Below are 26762 nucleotides of genomic sequence, written 5' to 3' on the forward strand. Positions count from 1 at the left end.
TGCCCATGCCACTACGCACGCCGACAAACGGGTTTAGGTCCCGAACGGTCTGGAACCTTGCCTTTCGACAGGGACGTGCGAGGCTGCGGGCGCGCCTGTACCTAAGCTTCCGCCAAAATCTGTTTGTCTTGCCGGAGGCGCCCTGGCGCAGTCGGGCCTAGCGCCGCCGCGCGTGGGCAGGCACAGGAGGCTGAGGCGCGGCAGCGCGTGCTTCGGCCAAAGGGATTACATTGGCCGTGGCCAGCGGGGCAGTGATCGAAAATACGCTGCCGTGCCCCTCGGCATCGTCGATCCGTGCGGTGCCGCCCCAATTTTCGACCGTCTTGCGAATATACGCGAGGCCAAGACCGCTACCGCTGGTATTTTTCGACAGGCGCTGGAATGGCTCGAATATCTTTTTCTTGAAACGATCGGGCACGCCGGGGCCGTCATCCTGCACCCGGATACAGGCGGTCCGGGCGGTAACGGTGCAGGTCACGTCGATCCTGCCGATGGGCGCATCATGATGTTTGATCGCGTTGGAAATCAGGTTGCGTAGCACTGCCTTGAAGGCCGTGGCGCTGCCCCGCAGCATCGGGGCCTCTGGCGGCAGGCGCACGTCAAATCCGTCGGGGATGGTCAAGAGCGCCAGACATTCCTGCATCGCGGTTGCGGCGCAAAAGGTCTCGAGCGCGGACGCGTCGGTCTCGATCTGAGCGTATTCCAGCAGATCCTCGACAAGTTGTTTCATCCGGGTGCTGCCTTCCTCGACGAGGCTCCAGTATTTTTGCGCTTCCGCAGGCAGGTCGCGCCCGTCCTCGGCAAGGATTTCTGCGATGAGTTCCAGCATCATGCTTTGCCGCGACAGGGGGGCGCGCAGGTCATGTGCGGCAATCGCAGCAAATTCACCCAGTTGCTGGTTGGTAGTCGACAGCTTGTCCGCCTGCCGCGCGATCAGGTCGCGCTGTTGCTGGAGCCGCGTCACATCCACCCGGATCGACGCGAAATTTTCCGGACCAAGCTGAAAATCGCGCGCCTCGATCACGCTGCCATCGGGGCAGTGGATCGTCATCGGCTCTGCCCGTCCGGCCCGGATCTGTGCGATGCGCTGATCGGTGAAGGCCTGCGCGCCTTGCGGCGTCACGCCTTCGGGCAGGTTTCCGTGGGCGCGGGCCAGTTGCATCAGTTCGCGCATGGTAGCGCCGCCTTTGCACGGCTCGATCAGGAAAGGGAATGTTGCCTCGAACCCTTTGTTCCAATGCAGCGCGCGCATGTCGCTGTCGTAGATCATGATCGCACCCGCCACCTGATCGAGGGCGGCGATCAGCAGGGCATTCTCACGGTTTTCCACGATCAGATCATCCGCGCGACGTTTGTTGCGCAGAATTTGAACCGCGCTCCACAGCAGGAGTGTCAGGACGCTGACCGCCCCCCGAGGATCGCCCAGAACAGCGGCGTTTCGGTCAGGCGGCGGTCACTGCCGAACCACAGGCGCCGCAGCGTGGCAAGCTGGGCCTGCGACAGATCGGCGGCAATGGCCGCGTTGAAGGCGGCCTGCACATCCGCGCGCTCGGGTGCGATGACAAATCCGTAGGGGCTGACGGCAAGGGCAGGGGTGACGCTGTGCACCGCGTCCGACACCTCCATGGCCCGCAGGCGCGCGCGAAAGCTGTCACCGGCGGAGACGACGGCGTCGATCTCTCCGCTCAACAGGGGTACCACCATATCGTCGGTCTGCGCAAACTCCACCAGTTGCACAAACGGAATGGCGCCCGCCGTGGCCAGTGCGTAGCTGCCGCGTACCACGCCCACACGCGCGCCAGCCAGATCCTCGACGGTGCGCCGCCCGCTGCGCCTGAGCGCGAAGGCCCGCGATTCAAAGGCGCCAAGCGGATCGGTCGCCAGCCCGCGGTCAAGCCGCGCGGGGGTCAACGCCAGCAGCGAGGTAAGCTCTGCCGCGCCCGCGTTGAGCATGTCTAGCGCGTCGCCGGGGTTTTCGGCTTTGACGAAATCGGCGGAATAGCCCGCAGCCTCCGCAATATGGCGAAACAGATCGACCGACAGGCCGCGGGCCTGGCCGTTTTCGTCGGTGAAGGAATACGGGTCAAATTCCTCGTAGGCCATGCGCAGTGTACGGTCCTGCGCATGGGCAACCTGCGGCGCCAGTATGCACGCCAGCACAAAGGTGAAACAGCACAATCGCTGGAAAAGAGAGGACATAACAAAATTCCTGAACCGGTCTCATCGTGAGCCTAGCGCCAAGCTCTCAATAAAGGTTGAATGTGTCCCGGCTCTGCGACGCTGCGTTCGGGCGCGGTGGTTTTTGTGGACAGCGCCGCAGGCTTGCGCCTTACTGCGAGGCCACGGGCCGTGCGCGCGCGCCCATAGGACACAACAGACAAGGAGTGCCGCCATGCTCGGACAAATGATGACCCAATCGCTGACCATCGGCAGCCTGATCGACCATGCCGCGCGCTGGCACGCGCAGGGCGAGATCATCTCGGTCGAAACGACCGGCGGAACAGAGCGGACCACCTGGGGGCAGGTGGGCGCCAACGCCCGCGCGCTGGCCTCGGCGCTGCGCAAGCGGGGGCTTGAGCCCGGCGCGCGCTGCGGCACGATTGCGTGGAACAACCGCCGCCATCTTGAGATCTATTTCGGCGTCGCGGGGGGCGGTTTTGTCTGCCACACGATCAATCCGCGCATGGGCCCCGAACAGATGGTCTATGTCATCAATCACGCCGAAGATCAGGTGCTGTTCATCGACGCAACATTCGTGCCCGCAGCGGGCAAGCTTGCGCCGGCGCTCAAGCATTGCAAGCACATCGTGCTGATGGGCCCGCGCGATGAGGCCGCCGCCGAGGCCGTGCCGGGTATCCTGTTCTACGATGAGCTGCTGGCCGAGGGCGACGCGTCGGAGCCGTGGCCCGATCTGGATGAGAACGCCGCGTCGAGCCTGTGCTACACCTCCGGCACCACGGGCGATCCAAAGGGGGTGCTCTATTCGCACCGCTCGACCGTGCTGCACTCGATTGCGGGCAACCAGCCTGACGGGATCAACATCTCGGCCATGGATACGGTGCTGCCGGTGGTGCCGATGTTCCACGTCAACGCCTGGGGCGTTCCCTATATTGCGGCCGGTACGGGCTGCAAGCTGGTGCTGCCCGGCCCGAACCTCGATGGCAAAAGCCTTGTGAACCTCATCGACGCGGCGGAGGTGACGCTGGCGCTGGGGGTGCCGACGATCTGGATGGGCCTGCTGGGGGCGTTGAAAGAGACGGGATCAAAGATCCCCTCGATGACGCGCACGGTGGTCGGTGGCTCGGCGCTGCCGCCCTCGATGATCCCGAAATTTGCCGAATACGGGGTGGAGTTGATCCACGCCTGGGGGATGACGGAAACCTCACCGCTGGGCACGATGAACCAACTGCTCGCCAGCCACCGCAGCCTTACGCCCGAGGCGCAGGCGGCGCTGCGGCTGGGGCAGGGGCGCCCGCCCTACGGCGTCGATCTGCGCATCGTGGACGAGGCGGGCGCGCCGCTGCCCCACGACGGCGCGGCGCAGGGTGATCTGCAAATTCGCGGTCTCTGGATCGTGGATACGTATTTCGGCAAGGACACGCCGGCGCTCACCGACGACGGTTGGTTCGACACGGGCGACGTGGCGACCATCGATGCCGAGGGGTTCATGATCATCCGCGACCGCTCGAAGGACATCATCAAATCGGGGGGCGAGTGGATTTCGACCGTGACGCTGGAAAACATCGCCATCGCGCATCCGGGTGTCGCCAACGCCGCCGCCATCGCCGCCGCCCATCCCAAATGGGACGAACGCCCGGTGCTGGTGGTGATCAAGGCCGGTGACGTCACCGAGGAAGAACTGCTCGCCTCCTTCAAGGGCGAGGTGGAAAGCTGGCAGATCCCCGACCGCGTGATCTTTGTCGATGAGCTGCCCATCGGATCGACGGGCAAGGTGCAAAAGAACAAGCTGCGCGAGGAATACGGTCAGGTGCTGATCGCGGGATAGCGGTCGGGCAGGGGGGTGCAGCACGGCGCACCGCCCGCCACTGCCGGGCCTAGCCGCGCATCCATTCGTGATCGGGATCGAAGGGGGAGGGGGCGATCACCTCCGCGTCCACAAGATCGCCGCATAGATCGAGCTGCATCCGCGTGCCAAGGGCGGCCTTGTCGGGCATCACGAAGGCGTAGGCGAGGTTCAGCCCCGTGCGGTGCCCCCAACCGCCCGAGGTGATCGTGCCAATCACCTCCGTGCCCGCCATCAGCGAGCCGCCGGGATGGGCGGGCGCGGTGGTGCTGTCGATCCTGAGCGTCACGAGCTTGCGGCGCGGCCCGTCGGCCCGGCGCTCACGCAGCGCGTCGCGGCCCACAAACGGCCCCTTTTCCAGACGCACAAAACGATCAAGCCCGGTCTCGAAAGGGTCGAATTCGGTCAGCAGATCCGCTTTCCAGTGCAAAAACCCTTTCTCCATCCGCATCGCATCGACCGCGCGCGCACCAAAAAGCTGCAGGCCATGGGCCTCTCCCGCCTGTCGCAGGGCCGTGTAGGCCGCAAAGAGCGACGCGTTTGGCACGTGAATTTCATAGGCCAGCTCGCCGGAGAAACTGACGCCCAGAACGGTGGCAGGCGCGAAACCGATGAAACACTCGCGCACCGACAGCCACGGGAATGCCGCGCGCGACCAATCCCCGCGCGCGCAGGCTGCCAGCACATCGCGCGCCTTGGGGCCGGCCAGCACAAGGATGGTCTGATCGTTTGTCAGGCTGCGGATTGTGACGTCTTCGTCGGGATCGAGATGCTGCGTCAGCCAGTCCATATCATGGGCTTCTGCCGCCGCGGCGGATCCGTACCAGACGCGCGCGGGCCCGGTATGGGACGCGGGCAGATTGGCGATCGTCGCCTCGGCCTTGATCATGCCATGCGCGTTGAGCAAATAGCCCAGTCCCACGCGCCCGTCCTTTTTCGTCACGGTGCCGCACATCATCCGGTCGAGGAAACGGTGCCTGTCCGCGCCGGTGATCTCGAACCGGTTGAAGCCGTTGACCTCGCACAGGCCGACGTTGTCGCGCAGGTTGCGCACCTCGGCTGCGACCACGTCAAAGGTTTCGTCGAAATCGAAGGTCAGGCTGGGGTGAAAATCCGGCGTGGGCTTGATGTAGTCGACACGCTCCCACCCGTTGACGACCGTGAATTCGGCGCCCTCGGCGGCCAGGATCGGGGTCAGCGGGGTTGTCTTGGCGCCGCGCCCTGCGGGACGGTGTTCGTGGGGGAAGTGAAAGCGGAATTCGTTTTGATAATCTTCGATGGCCTTCAGCGCCGTCAGCTCGACATTGGTGTGCCCGGTAAACCGGCGCGGATCGATGACCCATGTGTCATACTGCGCCTCGCCGTGCACGATCTGCTGGGCCAGCAGCCAGCCGTGCCCGCCCCCTTCGCCCAGCCCCGCGCGCAGGCCGATGATGCAATAGGCGTTGCGCTTGCCGGGGATCGGACCGACCAGCGGCGCGCCGTCGATGGTATAGGTGATGGGGCCGTTGACGACCCGCTTGATGCCGACCTCCTGCAGGACCGGCATCCGCTCGAACGCGCCTTCGAGCACGTCCATCACCCGCTCCAGATCGTCGGGGCACAGATCATTGCTGAAATCAGGTGAGATCCCGTCCATCCCCCAAGTCTTGCAGTCCTGTTCGTAAAATCCGACGAGCAGGCCGCCTTTCTCCTGCCGCGAATAGTAGTCCGAAATCGGGCAGCGCAGCAGCGGCATCCGGTGACCGGCGGCGGCGATGGCGGGGATGTCTTCGGTGATGAAATACTGATGCTCCATCGAGGCGACGGGGTGGTGCACGCCCATCATGGCACCCACCTCGTTGACGCGGTAACCGCAGGCGTTCACGACGATATCGGCGTCGATGGGGCCCTTGTCGGTCTCGACCGTCCAGGTATCGTCGCGGTGCTGCGAGAGGCCGGTAACGGCGGTCTGGCGATAGACTTCGGCGCCCGCGCGGCGCGCGTGGAACGCCAGCGCCTGACAAAGCTGCGCGGGGTCGATATCGCCATCCTCGCCGTCCCACAGGCCGCCGATGAGGTTCTCTGTCGAGATCAGCGGATGACGGCGTGCGCATTCCTGCGCGTCGATCACCTCGTATTCGACGCCCATGCCCCGCGCCATCGAGGCAAAGTGGCGATAGCCCTGCATGTGCCCTTCGGTATTGGCCAGCCGGATGCCGCCATCGCCGTGGTGATAGCCCACCGGGTAATCGGGGTCGTCGCGCAGCTTTTTATAGAGCGCGATGGAATGGGATTTCAGGCCCACCATCGTCTGGTTCATTCCGAAATTCGTGACCTGTGCTGCCGAATGCCATGTCGTGCCCGAGGTCAGCTCATCCCGCTCGATCAGAACAACGTCGCTCCACCCTTCCTGCGTCAGGTGATAGAGCGTGGAGCAGCCGGCAATGCCGCCGCCGATGACCACAACCTTGGTGCGCGATTTCATGGGCCGGATCTCCTGTAGGCGGGGTGTGCATCGGGGCGGCTCCCGTGTCAGTTCAGGTGCCCCCGTGCGTGCCGCGAACGTAGAGGAAGCGGCGTCAACCGACAATCGGGTATTGCCGCGATGCGCAGGGCGCGATCGCGGCGGCTGAATGAAGGGCTGGGTTGATCCGGGCAAAAGGTGCACAGGATATTCAGGGCTACCCCCAAACGGATTGCGGACTACCGGCTCCGCCGGTTTGCGACGGGGAACCCCTGCAGCCGATCATTCCCGAGGGGGTTTACGGTGCTCTCCTGCACGGGCCGAACGGACCGCGCCTTTCGGCAGTTTGCTGATTGGATGCCTTAGGGAAATACGATTCCCGAAAACCGCTGGCCCGATGGGCCTGTGCGTCAACCATTGCAAGCACCGGCCTAGCGTTCCCGATGCAGCGCTGCCGCCTGCGCGCGCGGATCAGTCTATGCGCACATCCGTCCTGAGCTGGAACCGGTCGGGATCGAAGGTGGCGATTGAGACCTCGATCAAGATCCCGTCGCGGTCGTAAAGCTGTGCGACGATCCGCAGGGCTGGGGCATCTGGCTCCAGACCCAGAACCTTTGCGATCCCGGACGGACAGCGGATCGCCTGCGCCGTCTGGCTGACGCGCCCCACGACCAGATCAAAATGTTCTTCGATCTTGCGAAAGATGGATGGCTCCGTGTCGCTGAGACTATGCGCGATCCCCGCAAAGCGCGCGGGCACGTAGATCTGCGTGGTGTTGAATGGCACGTCTTCTTCGGACAGGGTGCGGGTGCCGCTGATTTCCAGCCAGTGATCCGCCTCGCTGATGAACCCTTGCAGGTGTTCGATTTCGGCGGTTGGCACTGTTCGTGTCCCCGACAGCGCAAGATTGGTATCGCGTCCCAGGCTAAGCAATTCGTGCAGCCCGGCGGTGCTCATGTTGAATTGCGCCTTGGGTTTATCAGCAATGATCGTGGTGCCGGCACGTTTGCGCCGTTGCAGGACGCCCAGGCGCTCCAGCTCGGAATAGGCCAACCGCAGGGTTGAGCGGCTGACCCCCAGTTCGGCGGCGTATTGCGCCTCGGGGGGGAGTTTGTCGCCCACCCGCAATTCGCGCGTCTCGATCCGGTCCAGCAGCGTCGAGGCGAGTTCCTGATGCAGCGTTGTCATTGCAGCGTCCGGGGGAGCCACAGGGCCAGATCGGGAAAAAGTGCCAGCAGCATCGCAAATCCCAGCAGGATGAAAAAGAACGGCAGCGCGGCGCGCGCGATGCGCCCCATGCTCTCACCGGTTTGGGATTGAATGACAAACAGGTTGAAGCCGATGGGCGGTGTGATCTGGCTGATCTCGACGGCAACGACGACAAAGATGCCGAACCAGATGGGATCAAACCCCGCCGCCGTGATCAGGGGCAGGGTGATCGGCAGGGTCATCACGATGATCGACGTGCCATCAAGGAACATGCCCAACAGCGCGTAGAACACCAGCAGGACCGCAATCAGTGCCATCGGTGACAGACCAAAGCTGGCGATCTGCCCGGCGATTGCCTTTGGAATGCCGAGGAACCCGAAGGCGGCGTTCAAAAGGGCCGCCCCGATGATGATCAGACCGATCATCGCTGAGGTGCGCACCGCGCGGCGGCCCGCCGCAAGCATGCCCGCAACACTGCACCGCCCCATAGACAGCGCGATCAGCACCGCGCCCAAGACGCCCAGGGCGGCCAGTTCGCTGACGCTGGCAAAGCCCAGATAGAGGGCGGCCATGATGGTGCCGATGAGCGCTGCGATCGGTCCGATGTCGCGCGCGCCGCGCCACAGATCCGCCGCGGTCGCGCGGTCGACTGCCGGCTGGGTTCCCGTCAGGCTTTGGTGGGCTGCGATATAGGCCATGTAGATCCCGGCCAGTGTCAGGCCCGGAATGACACCGGCGATGAAAAGCTCCAGAATGGACTGCTCTGCCACGACGCCGTAGATGATCATGATGATCGACGGCGGAATCAGAAAGCCCAGCGTGCCCGCCCCGGCGAGCGAGCCCATGGCAAGCTGTCGGTCGTACCCGCGCGCCTTGAGTTCGGGCAGGGTGACATTGCCCACGATCGCTGTGGTCGCGGCCGAGGAGCCTGAGACGGCGGCAAAAAGCGTCGAGCCTACGACGTTGACATGCAGCAGACCGCCTGGAAGCCGCCCGACCCAGGGTGCCAATCCCGAAAACAGGGACCGGCCCAGCCCGGCACTGACGAGGATTTCGCTCATCAGAATGAACAGCGGCAGGGACAGAAGCGGCGTGGGGATCATGCTCCCCCAGATGACGCCCCCGCTGAATACATCCATCGGGATGTTGGGTTTGAACACCGACAGCAGGACATAGCCCGTCGCAAAGAGCGACAAACCGATCCAAACAGACCCGGCAAGCAGCGCCACAAAGAGCAGGCTGGCAACGAGGGCGATTTCAAACATCGGATGGTTCCTTGTCCGCGCCGCGCCATTCGAACGGTCGGTCGCTGGCCCGCCGGATCAGCCGTGCCAGCAGATCGAGCCAGAGCTGCGCAAACCCCCACAGCACAAGGGCCTGCGGGATCCAAAGCGGGGTTTTCGAGACGGAGGTTGCCAGAATGTTGCGATCAAACGATCCGGCCGTCTTGACGTATATCGCCCAGACGACGGCGGCCACGATCACGAGGGCCACAAAATTCGCGCCGACGTCCAGCCATTTTGTCACCCGAGACGAGAGCAATTCGGTGACGAGGGTAATCCGCACATGCACGGCCGTGCGGATCGCGGGCCCCGCAGCAAGCGCAAAGACCGCCGCCATGGCGTAGGTGGAAAATTCCCACGTGAACGAAAAGCTTTGCGCCCGCGCGCGGGCCACGACCTCGGTGAGCATCAACAGGCAATAGCCGATTATGAGCGCGACGGCGGCAGTTTCCGCGAGGCGCGACAGGCGGTCAATGAGTGTGAGAAAACGGGTCATACCGGGGCTGGGCGGCGGGAAAGGTGACCGGATGCCACCTCTCCCCCACGATGCCTATTTCCCGGCTTTTTCGGCGTAGGCTTCGACGACGCTCTGCGCTTCGGGCACGGTTGAAAAGAAGTCCGCCCACATTGCCTTTCCCGCTTCGGCCATCTTTGCGGTCAGTGTGTCATCGGCGGCGGAGATTGTCATGCCGTTTTCCACAAGTACCGCGGTCTGGGCCTCATCCTCTGCGGCTGAGGCGGCCCAGAACTCCGCTTCCATGCTGTCCGCGAGGCCCTCGATTGCGGTGCGCTCTTCATCGCTCAGCGCGTTCCAGGCATCGAGGTTCACGGTCACGGCGTCGGGCGACATGGACCAGTTCAGCGGGTTGAAGTGCTCGGTGAACTGATAGAGTTTCGAGTTGGCACCGGTCGAGGTCGATGTGGCAGCGCCGTCCACGGTTCCGGCGGCAACGGCGGTGGCCAATTCCTCAAACGGCAATTCGACCGGAGCGGCGCCCATCTTTTCGAGGAAGGTGAAGGAGGTGGCGTTGAACGCACGGATGCGCTGGCCTGCCATGTCATCGGCGCTGACGACCGGGTTTTTGGTATACACGCCCGGCGAGGGCCACGGCACGTAATAGAGCACCTTTTGGTTGCGACGCTCGAATATCGCGTCGTAGGTCGGGCCTGCCACTTCAAGCCACTGTGCCATTTCATCCTGTCCCTGGATCAGATAGGGCAGGGTGTCGACGCCCAGAAACGGCTCCTCGCCCGCTTGCAGAAACAGCAGCATGTCGGCCATCTGCACGATGCCGGTTTCGACCGCCGCGAGCTTTTCGGTGATCTTCACGCCGGTTTCGCCCGAGAGATGTACGGTGATGTCGACCGATCCATCGGTCGCCTCGCGCACGGCGTCGGCAAAGGCGATCGCACTTTGCGCATGAAAGTTGCTGGCCCCCCAGGCGGTCGACAGATCCCATTTCGTTTCTGCAAACGCGCCTGCCGCCGTCAGCGACAGGGCCGTGGAAATCCCCAGTATCGTTGTCATCTTGGTCATTGTTTTACGCTCCCGTTGGTTTCGAATGTTATTCTGCGTCAAATTTGTAGTCTGTTCGCGCGGCGTCGTCGGATATCAGCCCGTCGGTCAGATCCCGCTGCACCGCCGCGCGGTCGCGCTTTGCCGGATCCCCGTATCCACCGCCGCCCGGCGTCTGCAGGATCACCCGCTCGCCTGCGGGGATCGTATACATGCCCTTGTCTGAAATTTCTGTCCCATCGCTGATGGTGACCCTGCCGCTGGCGCCCCGCTGGCCGCCCTGCCGTCCTTCCGGGCCGCTGGTGAGACGCTCGAAAGCGGCGGCAGACATGAACATGTCCTCGCCAAGACGCGCACTGATTTCGATGCGCTGGGCCAATCCTCCGCGGAACTGTCCGGCACCGCCGCTGTCGCGGATGAATTCCTTGGCGTGGTAGATGACGGGTGCTGCGACTTCGGCTGCTTCGACGGGAACAGAGCCGACACCGGACGGAAACGCCGTGGTCGACAGACCGTCAGCGCCGGGCCGTGCGCCCATGCCACCCAAGGCGACGTTCAGCGACGAGAATGCCGTCTTGCCCGCCCCCGACAGCGAAAGCGTCCACAAGGCGCCCGCACTTTCCGCAAGCACCTCACCGGGCAAGGCCTGCTCAAGGCAGCCCAGCATGAGATCGGGCAAGGCCTGTCCGATGACGTGGCGCGCCGAAACCGGGCTTGGCCTCTGGGCGCTGACGACAAGGCCGGGATCGGCCGTGATGGTGATCGCGTCAAGCGACGCCTGATTATTGGGAATTTCGGGCGTCAGCAGGGCGCGGATCCCGAAAGAGGCGTAGGCGGCGCTATAGTTCAACGGGCAGTTGATGCCGCGCGCGACCGCCGCAGAGGATCCCGACAAGTCTACGGCGATGGTCCCATTCCCGATGGTCATCCGGGCCTTGAGCGTGATCGGCGCGTCATAGCCATCCAGATGCATCTTGTTTTCGTAAATGCCCTCGGGCGCGCGCGCCAGAGCGGCCTTGGTGCCGGTAGCGGACCGCTCGAAAATGAAGTCGGCGATGGAGACGAGATCCGCCAGATGATATTCCTCCAGCAGATCCAGAAGGCGCGCGACGCCCGTGTCATTGCACGACAAAAGCGACAGGATATCGCCGCGCGCCTCATGCGGGACGCGCGAATTCGCGGTAACTATCGCCAGCAGGTCTTCGTTCAGGGCTGTGCCACGGCGCAGGTGGAGCACGGGGAAGGTGACCCCCTCCTCGTAGACAGATGCCGCCTCAGCCGACCAGCCGCGCCCGCCGATGTCGACGATGTGGCTGGTCGAGGCAAGGTAGCCGATAATCTCACCCTCCAGAAAAGCGGGCGTGACGACCACGAAGTCGAACACATGCCCGGCCCCCAGCCACGGATCGTTGGTCACCAGGGCGTCACCGGGTCCAAGCGTGTCGGCCGGCACATGGGCAAGCATGGCGCGCACGGAGGCCGCCATTGTGTTCACGTGCCCCGGCGTACCGGTCACGGCCTGCGCCAGCATGTCGCCGTTTGCGTCAAATACACCTGCCGACAGATCGCCCGCTTCGCGTACGATCGCCCCGAACGCTGCGCGCATCAGGGCATTGGCCTGCTCTTCGCAGACGGAAATCAACCGGTTCCACAGGACGTTGCGCGTCACGATGTCGAGGGTGTCGGTCATGGCGCATGACGCTCCAGAACAAGGTGCCCGGCGTCCGAGGCATGCACTGACCAACCGGGACGCACCAAGGTCGTGGTCTGGTCTTCGGTGACGATTGCGGGGCCTTGCGTGACGTCGCGCCCGACGCAGGCCCGGTCCAGAACGCGGTAGGCGATGTGCTCTTTTTCACCCAGATCAAAGACCTGCCGAAGGGCGGGCGCGCCCGGCTGTGCGCCGGGCGTGACGGGAGGCGTGCCCAGGCTGCGGTTTTCGCGCGCGGTTACGCTGACAGAGACGAGATCAAGCGGGATATCCTTGAGCGTAAAACCGACAAGCGATCTGTAGCGGGTGATGAATTCGGCCTCCAGCTGCGCAGGATCAATCGCAAAATCCGCGTCTGCGGCCTGTTCCAGCACGATTTCCAGACCCTGACCCTGATAGCGCATCTCAATCTTGGCGGTGGTGAGAATGCGGTCTGCGGGAACGGCCTCTTCGACGATTGCGCGGACGTGGGCAATCTGCGTGGTCACGCGGTCCGACAGGGCCGTGGCGTCGATGTCTGCCAGCGGCTCCATCAAGGAAATGGCGGCTTCGAACGCGACCGGCGAGCGCAGAAATCCGACGGCAGAGCCGACGCCTGCATTCTGCGGCACGATGATGCGCGCGATGTCGAGCTTTTCGGCGATCCGCGCGGCATGCAGGGCGCCGCCACCGCCGGTGACCAACAGATCAAAGGATGAAATATCGTGGCCCAGTTCGATGCCATGCACGCGCGCGGCATTGGCCATGGTCTCATCGGCCAGTTCAACGATACCCGCCGCAGCCGTCTGCACATCGTCGATGCCCATCGGGGTCTGCACATGCGCGCATATCGCGGCAGGGGCGTTTTCAGGGGTGAGCGAGATCATCCCCCCGCAAACCCTTCGGCGGAAATGTTGCCGACGCTCAGGTGCGCATCCGTGATCGTCGCATCCGTCCCACCGCGCCCGTAGCCCGCCGGACCCGGGTCGGATCCCGCACTGCGCGGACCGACCTTGAGCCGCCCGAGCGTATCGACCTCGGCGATAGAGCCGCCGCCCGCGCCGATCTCGACCAGTTCGACCGTGGGCACGCGCACCGGCAGCCCGCTGCCCTTCACGTCGCGCCATGCGCGGGCCACCTCAAATCGCCGTGTCGTTTGCGGATCGCCGTCGCGGATAAAACAGATCTTTGCCGTGGTGCCCCCGATGTCGAGGGACAGGGTCTTTCTCGACCCGACTTCGCGGGCGACATGCGCCGCGAGGGCAACACCGCCGGCGGGTCCGCTTTCGACAAGCCGGATGGGAAACCGCATCGCCTGGTCGAGCGTTGTAAGGCCGCCACCGGACAGCATCATCAGGAACGATCCCTCAAATCCCAGATCGTTCAGCGCGGCCTTGAGCGCGCCAAGATACCGCGACATCAGCGGACGTACGTAGGCATTGGCGCAGACCGTCGAGAACCGCTCGTACTCGCGGATTTCGCAGGCGACATCCGCGCTGCGGCAGATCGTGACATCCGGGCTCAGCCGCTCGCGCAACCGGTCGGCGACGTGGATTTCATGGGCAGGGTTTCGGTAGGAATGCAGAAAACCGATCGCCACAGCCTCGACCTGCGCGTGTTCCATCTCGTCGGCCAATGCGTCAATCTCCGCATCCGTCGGCGCCTTGAGGATCGCGCCATCGGCCAGGATACGTTCATCCAATCCAAACCGCAGCGGGCGGTCGACGAGCGAGCTGGGCATTTCGATGTTCAGATCATACTGCGCGAACCGCTTTTCGTACCGCATGTCGAGCACATCGCGAAATCCCGCCGTGGTGACAAAAGCGGTCCGGGCGCCGCGCCGTTCGATCAGCGCGTTGGTCGCCAGCGTCGTCCCGTGGATGACGGCAGAGATATCGGCATGTGTCTTGCCCAGATCCTTCAGCAGCCGTGCCATTCCGTCGAGCGCGCCCTCATCGGGGGCTGCCGGTGTGGTGAGCACCTTGACGGAGGAAAGCCCTGCCTCGGTCTCGGCAACGACATCCGTAAAGGTCCCGCCGATGTCGATGGAAAACCTCAGCATGGAATTATTAGTACGTACTTAATTGCCTGTGTCAATACTTCTCAGGGCTGGCCCTGCGAGCGGCGCGCAGCGGGCCGCGTTCGTCTGTCTTTCGCGCCTTCAAAAGGGCCTCGGATGACATCGTGCCGCGTGACGGTCGATGGCGAACGCCGACACCCAATCGCAGCACACTGCGGCTGGTGGAGGGGGGCGAAGTCTTGATCCAGAACTTCGACCTTTGATATTCTGGGATTCGAAGTTGCGGCTTATTGATGCGCAAGGCTTTTTTGAGGAGGAATTTTCCAATGCCAACTTTCACGCTTTCGGGTTTTCAGGTTAATCGTGACGTCCCAGATCCGGTAACGGGCGACGCCGATGCGATCGCAATCAATCCCGTCGACCTGAACGTCGTGGTGCCCGATGGTCAGGAGTTCCTCACCTACAGTGTGGTAGAGACTTTGCCGGACGGCATCCCGCGGGTCGACATCACGTCGAGCGATATCTCGGTCACGGGAACGGGCCCCGGCATCCCCGGGGGCACGGCAAGCCTGCCGGAAGATACTATCGATTTCCTGGGTTTCGTGGAATCCTCCGAGGGGGTCCATATTCTGCTGAACATCGAATTGCCGCAGGAGGACGGCAGCCGGATTGATCTGATTTTCCAGATCGGCGGCGCCGCGCTGACGATACCGACGTCATTGCCGGAATTCGAAGCCCTGGAATCCTCGATCGATTTCATCGGTAATTTTGGAACGGCGACAGGCGCATTCGCGCCCGGTGTGTCGATTGACTTCAACAGCTTTGCAAACACCACGGTCGATCCGAACCCCACCATAACGGGGACCCCGGGGGACGATTTCCTGTCCGGGACTGCCGGGAACGACTACATCGCAACGGGCAATGCGACCTCGGATGGCGATCAGGTCGTAGGCTCGGCCGGCAATGATACCATCGACATGTTCGGCAACGACGGCGTGAACGGGTTCATTTCCCTCGATTACAGCGGGCTGGCCGGTCCTGTGACCGTCAACATCGATGGGGATGCGAATACCGGCAGCGTGGTCAAGGGCAGCGGCACCGATACGCTGCTCGGTGTTGTGCAGCCGCTCAACGCCGGCTTTGAAAACGGCGGCCTTGGGGTTGTCGGGACGGCGTCGGGCGACACGTTCATTCTGGCACCCGAAGGGGAGCAATGGATGTCGGTGCGCGGCGGCGACGGTGCCGACAGCTATACGATCAACGGCACGGGCCTTGTCCGGCTTGATTTCAGGGATGCATCGCAGGGCATCGACGTCAATCTTGGCACCGGTACGATCGCGAACGATGGGTTTGGCAACGCCGAGACGATTGGCGGCGCGGGCGCGGTCTGGGAGGTGCGGGGCTCGTCTCAGAACGACACGTTTGTCGGATCGAGCAATGACGAATCCTTTCGCGACTTCGGCGGCAACAATGACCTCGATGGGGGAGCGGGCTTTGACAGGCTGCGCTACGATTCGGGCCGCACCTTTGGCGTAAACATCGATGCCGAGGCCGGTGTCGTCAGCGGGCTGCGCTTTAATCCACTGTCACAGCACGGTCAGATTTTCACCGACACGATCTCGGGGTTTGAACACCTGCGCGGCTCAAATTCGGATGACCGGATCGTCTCGGAAGCGGGTGTCGGGAACCTGCTGCAAGGCCGCAGGGGTTCGGATATCTTTGTCCATACCGGCGGGGCGGATACGATTGGCGATTTCGATGCCTCGACCGAAACGCTTCAGGTGCGTGTGGCCGGGTTGACCCAGGCCGGATTCGACTTTGCGCTCGATAACAACGTATCCGAGGGCCCCAATGGCGTTCTGGTGAATTTCGGCGGCGGGTCATCGGTGCTTTTCGCGGGCAGGACGCTTGCGGATTTGTCAGACGCCGACGTGCAATTCATTGACCCCGCAGCGACAAATCTGTTCCAAGGCACCGAGGGCGACAACAGGTTCTTTGGCTCCGCCGCGGGCGAGACGTTTCTTGGCCTTGCCGGCAACGACGATATCTGGGGCGGCGGTGGCAGTGACTACATCAATCCCGGAGAGAATGCGGGCGGAGACAGCGGCTTTGACTTCATCCAGACCGGCTCTGGCAACGATACCGTGGATATGGGCGATATCGTCAACGGCTTTGTCGAACTGGATTACAGCTTTCTCAACGGCACTGGCAACGCCATCGCGGTCGCGATCGACGGCGGCGCCAATACTGGCACCATCGGCAAGGGCGCGGCAGGCACCGATACCCTCGTGGATGTCGAAAACCCGCTGCTGTCCGGCTGGACAACGGGCGGGCTCGAAATCCGGGGCACGACGGGCAACGATACGTTTGACGTCTCGCCAGAGGGTGAACAATGGATGATTATCCGGCCCGGTGACGGGGTGGATACGATCATCATCAACGCAAACAGCACGACACGTGTCGACGTCGATGATCCCGTCGGGGCGGTGCGCATCGACATGCGCGATGGCAACGGGATCAATGTCAATCTCGCGACCCGCACGATTGCAGATGACGGATTTGGCAACGCCGAGACCATCGGCGGCACCGGCCCGGTCTGGGAGGTGCGCGGCACCGCCGGCGATGATGTTTTTGTCGGGTCGAGCAACGCCGAGTCCTTCCGCTCGAACGGCGGAAACGACATGCTGGACGGCGGGACAGGTTTTGACCGCTTGCGGTACGACGGGCCGATCCAATCGGTAGACATCAACGCCGCGACCGGCGTTGCGACAGGGGTGCTCGGATCCGGCGGTTCCTTCACGGATGCGATCTCGGGATTTGAATGGTTCCGGGGCACGCAGGGAAATGACACCTTCATCGGTGCGGGGCAGAGCGAGCTTTTCGAAGGCGGTCAGGGCAATGACGCTGTGTCCGGCGCCGGTGGGGCGGATACGGTTTACGGCGATGGGGGCAATGACACCCTTTCGGGCAATGGCGGCTTTGACGAGGTGTACGGCGATGCGGGCAACGACATCGTCGGCGGGGAGGCTGGCAACGACAGTCTGTTCGGCGGGGAGGGCGATGACAGGCTCTTCGGCGGCTCTGGCAATGACATGCTGAATGGCGGCAGCGGCAACGACGAACTGAACGGCGGCGGAAATTTCGACACGGCTGATTATTCCGATGCCACGCAGAGCCTTGTTGTCAATATCAACTTCGCGGGGGATCAGACCGTTTCCGCCCAGATGGGCACGGACCGTTTTGTCTCCATCGAGGGGATCCTTGGCGGCTCCGGAAATGACCTTTTGGTCGGCAACGCGGCGGGCAATGTGATCGACGGTGGCGCAGGCAATGATCAGATCTACGGCATCGGCGCTGGCGACGTCTTGCGGGGCGGGAGCGGCAACGACCTGATCGAAGGCTCCGGCGGCAATGACAGCATGGATGGCGGCGCCGGTGACGCCGATATCATCAGCTACTTCAATTCCGGGGGCGGGGTAACGGTAAACCTGCGTTTGCAAGGCACAGCGCAGGCCGTCGGCGGCTCCTCGGGCGTGGACACGTTCGAAGGGTTTGAAAATATCTACGGCTCGAACGTCGGCGGTGACGTGCTCGTGGGGGATGACAATGACAACATCGTTCTGGGCTTTGGCGGCAATGACCGTGTCTTCGGCTTCGGCGGTGATGACAACCTGATCGGGATGCAGGGGAACGACACGCTTGCCGGTGGCCGGGGGGCGGATAGCCTGAACGGGGGTAATGGATCGGACACGTTCGTGTTCAACGACGTCAGCCATTCCTTCTTTTCCGAGCGCGACACGATTGTCGATTTCGGCGTCGGCGGTGCAGACCGGGTTGATCTTTCTGTCATCGATGCAAACGCCAATACGGGCGGGAACCAGGCCTTCACCTTCATCGGGGCGGCTGGGTTCGGAGGTGCGGGCGATCTGCGTTTTGTTACCAACGGGACAAATGGTTTTGTTCTGGGCGATGTGGACGGGGATGGCGCGACCGACCTCAATATCCTGTTGCTCGGTGTGACCTCAATGACGGCGGCCGATTTCATCCTTTGATCCTGCGGCTGATCCGCCAACCGACCCCTGTCCTGCAAAACGCATGTTTGCGGGGCAGGGGTTCTTTTGTTCCACTTCCGGTCGGGTGAGGTGCTTTCACACGGTATCGCATCTCTCTGCCCGGCCGCGTACGGTGACATTGGGTGGCTCACGCGGAGCGGTCTTGTCAAAAGCGTCAACGCAGGCAGAAGACCGGAACCTTTCGTGAGCATCCGTACAAAAGCCTGCGCCATCCCCGCAACTCAGGGGGGCAAAGGCGTCTGGAGGTCCAAAACCGGCATCGCTCCTGGCCTCGCGCGGCATAGCTCCCTTGAATGGGGAAACCGACCGCGGAAGACACCAAAACCTGAACAAAACTGATCTGAATGAGCGGACGCAGAAGCAAGCATGTCACCACGCCGCGCATCGGATCAACGGTCAACCATGCTTCACTGCACACAGCGATGTCTGATTCCCACGCTCCAGCGCAGCAACGCCTTCCAACACGCTCCATATCTGCGAGTCAGATCTCCGACCTGCACATAGATCGAGTAATTCATTGTTCCATTCGGAAAAATGGTGCCCCCACACGGACTCGAACCGCGGACCTACTGATTACAAACGGCCAAAATGGGATTTCGCTCGATTTCGCCAAGTCGCGCCAATCGCACATAAATAACTGATAACGCATGTTTTTATTTGACGCGCGCTGCGCTTGTCTGTCACCACCAACGCCACGAAACGCTGCACGAGTCTTCCGATAGGCTTCCGGTTTTGGTGGGTAGAGATGGCAAAACTGACGACAAGGTATGTCGATAGCCTTGCGGCTGGCGATAAGGAAAGCATCAGCTGGGATGACGAGCTTGCGGGCTTTGGGCTGCGTAGCTACCCAAGTGGGCGGAAGGTGTACATCGTCCAGTACAAACTGCACGGGCGCACGCGGCGCAAGACGCTGGGACGGCATGGCGTCGTGACTGCCGACGAGGCGCGCAAAGGCGCCAAGCTGGTGCAGGCAGATGTTGCGCGGGGCATGGATCCATCTGCCGAACGCAAGGCCCGTCTGCGCAGCCCTACGATCAAACAGCTGGGCGAACGCTTTTTGAAAGAGCACGTTTCTCTGCATTGCAAACCGACGACGCTTTACGACTACCGCAATCTGCTGCGCGGCGTCGTGAACCCTGTTTTGGGCGGTATCAAGGTATCGGAAATCACCTTTAGCGACATTCAGGCTTTCCACCTCAAGCGGCGTGACACCCCTTACCAAGCCAACCGTGGCGTCATGGTCCTATCCAAGATGCTGAACCTTGCCGAGGATTGGGGCTTGCGCGCTATGAACACCAACCCGACGCGCCGTATCAAACGCTATCCAGAGGAAGAGAAAAAGCGATATCTGGACGAAACTGAACAGGAACGGCTTGGCGAAGTGCTTGCAGAAATGTTCAAATCCGGACAAATCTCACGTTACGTTTTTGTCGCGTTCTATTTGCTTTTGCTCACTGGTTGCCGCCTCAGTGAAATTCAAAAACTGAAATGGGACTTTGTGACCAAAACTCACCTAGAGTTGCCCGATAGCAAGACGGGCCGTAGACGTATCCCTTTGCCCCGTGAAGCACGCGCTCTTATCGACACGCTGGAGCGACGCGAGGGCAATCCCTACGTGATTTTGGGTGACCATGGCACTGGTCACTACAATGATATGCAAAAGCCTTGGCGAAAAATCAGGGCGAGGGCAGGGCTTGAGGACGTTCGCGTCCATGATCTGCGTCACACATACGCCTCTGTTGCTGTCATGAATGGTGTTGATCCGTTCATGTTGAAAGAGATCCTTGGCCACAAAAACCTGTCGACAACGTTACGGTATGCACATCTCTCCGATGATGCGGTTCAGAAGGCAGCAGGACAGATTGCAAATCGACTTGCGGCTACCTTGGGGAGTATGGCGTAATCTGAATAACAGACAATCGACACACGAACTCAGGTGAAAAAATGAGTCCAAGAACAGCACCGATACAGTTTGATCTGACTACACATTACATCCTAAGCGAGGCATTTTTTCGTGTAGGTTTGGCGATGTATCCGGACACATGGTCTGGACTGGAGCAGTTTGCTGCACCGGTAAGCGATATCGAAGCTATCAAAGCCCGTAAAGTGGCATTGGAAGATGAGTATCAAAGATATACGCGGCAAGCGCGTGCTCTTGCCCTGCTCGATAGCTCTGGCTTAGATCATGCAGAGTTCGAAAAACATATGGCGCAGCAAGAGAACCTAGCCAACAAAGCGTTAGAGGCTCGAAATAATTTGCACAGGATTCGAGGACGTTATGAGAGTAAATACATCGATGACGCAACATGGCAAAGGCGCTTGGCCGTGGAAAATCGACTGTGCACCGCTTTCGCCAGAAATGAGCTTACATTAATTTGTGGTGCAAGTTGTGATGTAATTTGGAAGAATTGGTCTCAAGAAAAAGACTTTTACATCAGTTTTGTGTTTTCTTTAATCTATGCACCGCGATCTAAATCCGGACGTAGGAAGAATACAGCGCACGTCAGAAAAGATAAATTTGATATTTGGTATGCGACTCAATCCGACTTTTCTTCCGACGGAATCAAGCGATCAAAAGAGGATAGGATAAAGTCATATTTCGCTGCAGCCACGAAGTCTCATTCCGCGCCACCCAAGAAGCTTGCCTTCACAACCGAGTTGAGAGACAAATTTTCCCCTATGTCGCAGCGAGAGGCTGCGAGGCATTGGGACAGTTTTGCCCCAGATAGCTGGAAGGTTGCAGGCCCGAAAACCAGAAGCTAATCATAGCACAATCATTGCGCCTAGAATTTTAGATATTTTACTTTTTAAAGTCAGTAACTTGAGGGTGCTTCGATTTTTTTCCAATGCCATGATTTGTGTCGTCTATTCGCAAGATCAGCGCCAAACTACCTTTGACCTCACTAAGAACACCTAAACTCACATGAGGTCATATAATGCCGCACAACGTCATCAACTCTTCGTCTCTCGTCAACGAACGCGAAGCCGCGTCCATCCTTTGCTATTCAGTGCGTGCTTTGCAGAATTGGCGGCACCGTGGCGGTGGCCCTGACTTCGTGAAGGTATCCGCCCGATCCGTGCGCTATCGCCGCGCTGATCTGGAAAAGTGGATTGCCGACCGCACGGTATCCAACACCTCACAAAACACCACACCATAATCAGTTTGCCCTTGGCGGGTTGGTAGCACGCCAAGGGATTTTGGGGCCGGATGGCTTTCAAACAGGGCGCACGTTCAAACGGCAGCGTGCGCCCTTTCTTTGTCTACCGCTTACCCGTCAGAGAGGAAAACCAATGACGAAAACACCCAGCCACAAGATCCGGCTTGGCCTGACCACGGCGACAATCTGGGACAACAACGGCTTCTATAGCGTTGATATGTCTCGTTCTTACAAAGACGCCAATGGCACATGGCAAAACACAACCAGCTTTGCCCATGCCGATCTTTTGAACCTAGCGAAATGCGCAGAACGCGCAGAAATCTGGATTGCGAAGCAGACCAATGCAAACACCTGATCAAAATGCGTCACGCGCAAAACGGCCCCAAAACAAAAGCTACCCCGCCGGAGGCACAGGCAGGAACCAGCTGCATCCGGAGGCAGTGCGCAATTCCGGTCAAAGGGGGGTGGTTGTAGCACCCCCCTCTGGAAATACCGACCCGCACGGCATGACTGTTTTGCACCGTGGTTTTGACACATTGGCGCTGGCGGTAAAGGCAAACATTCCTAATGGGTTGTTTGACTATCTTGAGGCAGAGAAAGAGCGCGCCGATGAAGAAGGCCGCGAAATTCTGATCGACTACAACGGCGTCAAATTGCATCTCAAGGCGCATGGTGGCAACGGGTACAGGTTCATCGCCAGCGGTGGCCCCGATGGCGCGACTTGGTTCTTCAAGAAACCCAATGCCAAGGATGAATGGGGTATCCGGCTTTCGTTCGGGTCATACTTCATGGCGATGAATGGGCTAGGTCGTGCCAAGGCTCATGTGGATGATACCTTGCAACGGCTTGGCGTGCGCTTCGGTCCTGAGGATATCAGCATATCGCGGGCAGATTTTTGCGTAGACGTACATGCGCCTGATTTTGCCCTCACACCCGAACATTTTGTGATGCACAGCGCGGCGGGGCGGCGGGACTTTGTGACCGACACAGAAATGTCGGTGAACGGGAAATCGGGGCGCACAACGTCTGTTACCGTTGGCGCATCGCGCAACCGGCAGGTGATTGTCTATGACAAACGCGCCGAGGTAATTGCCCATAGCAAATCTTACTGGTGGAATATCTGGAACCATACGTTACGTAGTTTCACTGAGGGGGGCCTACGTAACGGTACGCTACATAAGGCAGACGACCCGCCCCCGATCCTGACCCCCGATCCGGACCAAGCACGGGCCAACCGTGTTTGGCGAGTAGAGTTTCGCGCGGGGAAGGACTTGCTTAAGGATACGTGGGGCATTCGCACGTGGGAGCAGTTCTTCGACCGCTTCGGTGATCTGTGCCGCCAGTCAGGCGAGGCGGTGCGCTATACTGATCCAGATCAGACCGACACCAACCGTGCACGCTGGCCCAACCATCCGCTTTGGGAAATTGTCTGTGCGGAGATGAATGATGACCTGACCGAGATGCGGAGCGGCGCGGATCCCAACCCGATGAAAGAGGTTCACCGCGAACAACATATCGGGATGGTCTTTCGCAACGTGCTGGGATGTAGCGTCACGATAGCGGCCTTGCGCGGGATTGAATTTGACGGGCTGCCAGCCGCCATTGATCAGATTGCGGAAGACATGAAGGGACAGATACAGGCAAACCCGCGAAGGACTGAAAAGCAGCTCAGGGAGGCGCAAGAGCGGTATGTGTTCCTTGCGGGGGCCTAAATCTGCGTAAGGCTTAACAAACTAGACAGCCGAAACCGCCTTGCAGCAAGCAGGGCGGTTCCGCGTGTCATGCGACACAAGACGAAGGGCGGGAAGCGGTCATTCGCTATGGACGCGAACCTTTAAAGGCGGCATCGTGAAAGTCAACTTTGGCCGGAGCTTGTGGGAATGTAATAGGCTATCAAACAAGTGCTCTTATACATAGTGTAGTATTCACGTGCGTCAGCATTTCACACATTATTCGAATTCATTTAAGGCGGCGGACATTTGGACAAAACTTACTACGGGAAAACGTTACTTTGCAGAGCGAATTATGAAGGCAAATCAATTCCCGGACGAATTTCGTTTTCACCTGAGCGGATCGACGTCAAACTGGTTGGATTTGAAGACTTCGTTTACTTCAAGCACGATGCAAGCATAGCACTTAGACTTGAGGACAACCAATACTGCACCGTTACGCCGATCTCGACATCACCGGGCTCCGCGTCCACAGCGCGTCACACATGCCACTATCTTACGTTCGATGCGCGGCAAGTAATTCTCGGATTTCGGCCTTGGGAAGAAGATGATCGTGTCAAAGAATTCCATTTCAAATTATCGAACACAAATGGATTGTTGGACGCGCCGGACATTAGACGCAGAATCACGGTATCAAAATTAGGGGACCTACCGGATGCTACAATAATTGAAGCTCGGTCAGGCGATGCAACAGTTACGATATCTTATAGTTATTCGTTCGATTGGCGCGACGACAACTTCAGCGTCTCTGACGCGCATGGCAGCGTGGAGTTTGCAAAACCCAAGTCGGTCGCAGAAGTCAGCAAATTTGTTGCGGTTCTGCGAACCTTTTTCACCATGGCCGCTGCTATTGAAGTGCGTACTGGAGACTACTGGCTCGTTCCAGATAGAGATCAAGAACAACCTCTGGTGGGTGGTGGAACAGCCCCCGCATCGTTTCAGCTAATTTGGCCTACTGGACAGGCAGAAGCAGCAGAGGAAAACCGGGATCACCAACCAACAAGCGTCTTGCGGTGCTTCGAAGAAGTAGATCGGAAATCAACGTCTAGCTGTTTGACGTTTTGGATGGAGAACTGGGCGACATGGAACCCTGCTTTCTCCGGTCTTTTGTTAGCAACACGCGAAGGTAACATTTTTGATACTAGTCGAATTCTGAATGCTTGCAAATGGCTTGAGTCCACTCCCGATGCCAAACAGCTGAAACTGGACAATAAATATGAGCTGAAAAAAATTTCAGAGGCTGCGATTGAGAAAGCGTGCGATCTTGGTCTTGATTTGTCTGACAGGATTTTGGGGGCCATCAGCCAACTTAGAACCGAAAGTCGAAACGATCTCCTCAAAAGGTTAATCGATTTGACCGTTCAAAAAGATGATCCTCTGCTAAAGGAACGGTTTCTCAAAGATATCCATAAAGCGTTCAACATTCGTGGAAGATTTGCTCATTCCAAATTTGACCATACAAGCAACGATGAATTTGGAGACTATGTGAGGTGTACTCAGGCGGTAGAAGCTTTGGCCTTCTTTCTCCTATATCGAAAATTACCTCTTCCTGCCGATCATCATTGGGGTTACGGCCCCAATAATTTTACGGAATATCTGGTATTGCCAAGATAAGTGTGCCGCTTTGGTTCTACTTCTTTTGCTGGAGGACAGCTGCTTATCGATGCAGTACTACCGCGAGAGCGGTTGCCGGTCAAAGTCCGCTTTGGGCCGTTCCTATCATTCGCAAAGGACCTTTCAGTCGCGAATGCTGCGGTCGATCTAATGGCGGCAGTGAGCCCAAGGCGGTCATCGAACTTTTATGCTGCGTGCGCTTGCAGCACGGAAATCGCCGCAGATGCTCGGTCCAATACGCCGCGCGGCGGCAGAGATCGCTGCCATTCGTTCGCCGCGCGGCAACAACTTCGATGGCAATTCACAAGACGCGGGACCAAGTGTAACTTCTCTGCGGCTGCGCCAATGGCGGGTTTGGCGAGCCCCTTAACAAACGGTCCGATTTTCTTGGAGCTATCCAACGCCCGTCATTGTCGAGCGAAAGGCCCATCCTGACACCGACCTCTACGTTCCAATTGCCGACTAAGTCGTGATAACCTTCGAAAGTCAGTGATTAGTGGTGACCGAGGCAGGCAAACATGGCGCGACAGGCATTAGAAGAAATTGAGGCTAATATTCTTGCCTTGAGCGCTGAGCAATTCGGCATCAGATCAGCCAAGATTTCGCTCAACACCCGACCTGTTCAAGACCTAGGCATTGATAGCTTAGACCTCATCGAATGGATGATGGCCGTTGAAGAGGCATTTGACGTTTCGCTTCCCGATGCAAAAGAGGTTGGCGATCCGGCATACAAAGAGGTTTTCACGCGCAGGTACCTAACCTTCAAAGATATGGCGGAGTTAGTTCACCTGCGATCGGGCAGTGGTCACACTGAGCAAACAGGATTTGGAAAAGCAACGCACCAATACCACGAAAAGGCAGCATTTTCGCAGCTTGGCGGCGCACTGGAATCTCAGCCATCCGAGCTTTATCGCTCACTTGGTAAATCCGATCTGGGTGTTGAGCAGTTTAGGCGGATGACAGACGGCATGGTCTGTATGCTGCTTAAGGGTGGCAGTGTGGAGATTGGCAGCAAGTGTGCAGATGCCCATCCAGATGAAAAGCCGCTCCATACTGTTGATATTGAGCCATTTCTCATAGATCGAGAGACAGTTTCTACGACAGCTTTCTGCCGCTTTTTGAACAGCATCGGCGCAATTGATGATGAGGTTTTGTGCAAATGGTTTCTAATCCGGCCAGGAGAACGCCGCTTCGATCACCAGCTAATCGAAAGCAACAGTGCGGGTTGGTCGCCAAAATCCGGGACTGAGGAATGGCCGATGATTTTGGTCACATGGTATGGCGCGGTTGCCTACTCGCTTTGGGCGAATGGCCATGACTGGCACGCTGAAAACAGCACGTTTCTGCCTTCGGAGGCGCAATGGGAGTATGCGGCGCGCGGACCGACATCGAAACGATGGCCATGGGGAGATGACGATCTAGAAAGCGATGCCATCAACGCAGGTAAGCATCAGCGCCACGCCGCGTATAAAGATGTAGCTGATCTTCCCCTTGAACCTGTGAATGCCAAGTTGGGTGTCTCGCCATTTGGCGGTCTCCAGATGGCTGGGAATGTCTGGCAATGGTGCGCAGATTGGTTCGATCCGTCGGCATACGCTAGAGGCGGCGCGCCCTCTTGCACTGGAATACGGAGCGAGCGTGGCGGGAGTTGGGTAAGCCCAACAGACCTTTCCAGATCATCTTACAGACGGGGGCGAATTCCGGACGCAAAGGGCCGGTGTTTAGGCTTTCGATGCGTGGGACCATATACATAAGACATGAGGCGTCGAATGACACTCGAATTTTGGCCCTGCGATGAATAGCAGACATTGGCGGCATTGCAGAAAGTCGGGAAGTATGGGCTCTGAACGGGTCCATGCTGGCGCAGCAATGCCGATGCGGCAGGCCGACCAGGACCCGCCATCCGCAGTTTCTTGCAAGCCCATGATGTTGCGGGAGGCTCTGGCGGCAGCCATCATTGGAGATTGGTGAGCTGGCGTTCGTGAAGATGGCGGCAAAA

17 protein-coding genes and 1 pseudogene are annotated in these 26762 nt (G+C 59.8%); 9 read left to right on the forward strand and 9 right to left on the reverse strand.

The annotated features are described in order from the left end of the window. Positions 1–157: 157 nt before the first annotated feature. Positions 158–1330, reverse strand: coding sequence for a sensor histidine kinase (locus KDD17_RS04845; protein ID WP_212705528.1), 1173 nt, complete (start codon positions 1328–1330; stop codon positions 158–160). Positions 1331–1392: 62 nt separating this feature from the next. Beyond that, the gene (locus KDD17_RS04850; protein WP_212705529.1) at positions 1393–2199 is read right to left on the reverse strand and encodes a substrate-binding periplasmic protein; all 807 of its coding nucleotides are present in this window, start codon (positions 2197–2199) and stop codon (positions 1393–1395) included. Between the two features lie 193 nt (positions 2200–2392). Between KDD17_RS04850 and KDD17_RS04855 the strand changes: the two genes are divergently transcribed. Beyond that, positions 2393–4006, forward strand: a complete 1614-nt coding sequence (locus KDD17_RS04855; RefSeq protein WP_212705530.1) for a long-chain-fatty-acid--CoA ligase — start codon at positions 2393–2395, stop codon at positions 4004–4006. 49 nt (positions 4007–4055) lie between these two features. Here KDD17_RS04855 and KDD17_RS04860 read toward each other — a convergent pair whose 3' ends face one another. From KDD17_RS04860 to KDD17_RS18735, 7 genes and pseudogenes are all read right to left on the reverse strand, one after another. After that, positions 4056–6491 (reverse strand): GcvT family protein, encoded by a 2436-nt coding sequence (locus tag KDD17_RS04860; protein ID WP_212705531.1) that lies wholly within the window; start codon positions 6489–6491, stop codon positions 4056–4058. A 450-nt stretch (positions 6492–6941) separates the two neighbouring features. Next, positions 6942–7658 (reverse strand): GntR family transcriptional regulator, encoded by a 717-nt coding sequence (locus KDD17_RS04865; RefSeq protein ID WP_212705532.1) that lies wholly within the window; start codon positions 7656–7658, stop codon positions 6942–6944. Continuing rightward, entirely contained in the window at positions 7655–8944 is a 1290-nt protein-coding gene (locus tag KDD17_RS04870) for a TRAP transporter large permease (protein ID WP_212705533.1), read from the reverse strand. Before KDD17_RS04870 ends, KDD17_RS04865 begins: the two co-directional genes overlap by 4 nt. Next, positions 8937–9458 (reverse strand): TRAP transporter small permease subunit, encoded by a 522-nt coding sequence (locus tag KDD17_RS04875; RefSeq protein WP_212705534.1) that lies wholly within the window; start codon positions 9456–9458, stop codon positions 8937–8939. The genes KDD17_RS04870 and KDD17_RS04875 overlap by 8 nt, the downstream gene beginning before the upstream one ends. A gap of 54 nt (positions 9459–9512) precedes the next feature. Further along, on the reverse strand, positions 9513–10499 hold the full coding sequence (locus tag KDD17_RS04880; RefSeq protein WP_212705535.1) for a TRAP transporter substrate-binding protein: 987 nt from the start codon (positions 10497–10499) through the stop codon (positions 9513–9515). Between the two features lie 28 nt (positions 10500–10527). Then, complete coding sequence (locus KDD17_RS04885; RefSeq protein WP_212705536.1) at positions 10528–12168, reverse strand: hydantoinase B/oxoprolinase family protein; 1641 nt, start codon at positions 12166–12168, stop codon at positions 10528–10530. Next, positions 12165–14230 (reverse strand): annotated as a pseudogene (locus KDD17_RS18735) (hydantoinase/oxoprolinase family protein). The gene KDD17_RS04885 and the pseudogene KDD17_RS18735 overlap by 4 nt, the downstream one beginning before the upstream one ends. Positions 14231–14514: 284 nt before the next feature. Between KDD17_RS18735 and KDD17_RS04900 the strand changes: the two are divergent. The 8 genes from KDD17_RS04900 to KDD17_RS04935 all read left to right on the forward strand — a co-directional run bounded on the left by KDD17_RS04900 (position 14515) and on the right by KDD17_RS04935 (position 26517). After that, positions 14515–18240 (forward strand): calcium-binding protein, encoded by a 3726-nt coding sequence (locus KDD17_RS04900; protein ID WP_212705539.1) that lies wholly within the window; start codon positions 14515–14517, stop codon positions 18238–18240. A gap of 766 nt (positions 18241–19006) precedes the next feature. Further along, positions 19007–20164: a site-specific integrase gene (locus KDD17_RS04905; protein ID WP_212705540.1), complete on the forward strand. Its 1158-nt coding sequence runs from the start codon at positions 19007–19009 to the stop codon at positions 20162–20164. A gap of 41 nt (positions 20165–20205) precedes the next feature. Further along, the gene (locus KDD17_RS04910; protein ID WP_212705541.1) at positions 20206–21024 is read left to right on the forward strand and encodes a hypothetical protein; all 819 of its coding nucleotides are present in this window, start codon (positions 20206–20208) and stop codon (positions 21022–21024) included. A gap of 173 nt (positions 21025–21197) precedes the next feature. Beyond that, positions 21198–21419, forward strand: coding sequence for a helix-turn-helix transcriptional regulator (locus KDD17_RS04915; protein ID WP_212705542.1), 222 nt, complete (start codon positions 21198–21200; stop codon positions 21417–21419). A 133-nt stretch (positions 21420–21552) separates the two neighbouring features. Next, positions 21553–21774 carry a hypothetical protein gene (locus tag KDD17_RS04920; protein ID WP_212705543.1) on the forward strand — a complete coding sequence of 74 codons (222 nt, stop codon included), beginning with the start codon at positions 21553–21555 and terminating at the stop codon, positions 21772–21774. A 151-nt stretch (positions 21775–21925) separates the two neighbouring features. Beyond that, entirely contained in the window at positions 21926–23131 is a 1206-nt protein-coding gene (locus tag KDD17_RS04925) for a hypothetical protein (RefSeq protein ID WP_212705544.1), read from the forward strand. Between the two features lie 267 nt (positions 23132–23398). Beyond that, on the forward strand, positions 23399–24763 hold the full coding sequence (locus tag KDD17_RS04930; protein ID WP_212705545.1) for an ApeA N-terminal domain 1-containing protein: 1365 nt from the start codon (positions 23399–23401) through the stop codon (positions 24761–24763). Between the two features lie 518 nt (positions 24764–25281). Beyond that, the gene (locus KDD17_RS04935; protein ID WP_212705546.1) at positions 25282–26517 is read left to right on the forward strand and encodes an SUMF1/EgtB/PvdO family nonheme iron enzyme; all 1236 of its coding nucleotides are present in this window, start codon (positions 25282–25284) and stop codon (positions 26515–26517) included. Positions 26518–26762: the final 245 nt, after the last annotated feature.

It is taken from the genome of Sulfitobacter albidus (assembly GCF_018200035.1).
In the GTDB taxonomy this organism is placed as follows: domain Bacteria; phylum Pseudomonadota; class Alphaproteobacteria; order Rhodobacterales; family Rhodobacteraceae; genus Sulfitobacter; species Sulfitobacter albidus.

Coding starts and splice junctions, on each gene's coding strand:
- KDD17_RS04905 (WP_212705540.1), top strand. CDS start 19,007: ATGGCAAAACTGACGACAAGGTATGTCGATAGCCTTGCGGCTGGCGAT.
- KDD17_RS04925 (WP_212705544.1), top strand. CDS start 21,926: ATGACTGTTTTGCACCGTGGTTTTGACACATTGGCGCTGGCGGTAAAG.
- KDD17_RS04850 (WP_212705529.1), bottom strand. CDS start 2,199: ATGTCCTCTCTTTTCCAGCGATTGTGCTGTTTCACCTTTGTGCTGGCG.
- KDD17_RS04870 (WP_212705533.1), bottom strand. CDS start 8,944: ATGTTTGAAATCGCCCTCGTTGCCAGCCTGCTCTTTGTGGCGCTGCTT.
- KDD17_RS04915 (WP_212705542.1), top strand. CDS start 21,198: ATGCCGCACAACGTCATCAACTCTTCGTCTCTCGTCAACGAACGCGAA.
- KDD17_RS04910 (WP_212705541.1), top strand. CDS start 20,206: ATGAGTCCAAGAACAGCACCGATACAGTTTGATCTGACTACACATTAC.
- KDD17_RS04855 (WP_212705530.1), top strand. CDS start 2,393: ATGCTCGGACAAATGATGACCCAATCGCTGACCATCGGCAGCCTGATC.
- KDD17_RS04865 (WP_212705532.1), bottom strand. CDS start 7,658: ATGACAACGCTGCATCAGGAACTCGCCTCGACGCTGCTGGACCGGATC.
- KDD17_RS04885 (WP_212705536.1), bottom strand. CDS start 12,168: ATGACCGACACCCTCGACATCGTGACGCGCAACGTCCTGTGGAACCGG.
- KDD17_RS04860 (WP_212705531.1), bottom strand. CDS start 6,491: ATGAAATCGCGCACCAAGGTTGTGGTCATCGGCGGCGGCATTGCCGGC.
- KDD17_RS04875 (WP_212705534.1), bottom strand. CDS start 9,458: ATGACCCGTTTTCTCACACTCATTGACCGCCTGTCGCGCCTCGCGGAA.
- KDD17_RS04880 (WP_212705535.1), bottom strand. CDS start 10,499: ATGACCAAGATGACAACGATACTGGGGATTTCCACGGCCCTGTCGCTG.
- KDD17_RS04900 (WP_212705539.1), top strand. CDS start 14,515: ATGCCAACTTTCACGCTTTCGGGTTTTCAGGTTAATCGTGACGTCCCA.
- KDD17_RS04920 (WP_212705543.1), top strand. CDS start 21,553: ATGACGAAAACACCCAGCCACAAGATCCGGCTTGGCCTGACCACGGCG.
- KDD17_RS04935 (WP_212705546.1), top strand. CDS start 25,282: ATGGCGCGACAGGCATTAGAAGAAATTGAGGCTAATATTCTTGCCTTG.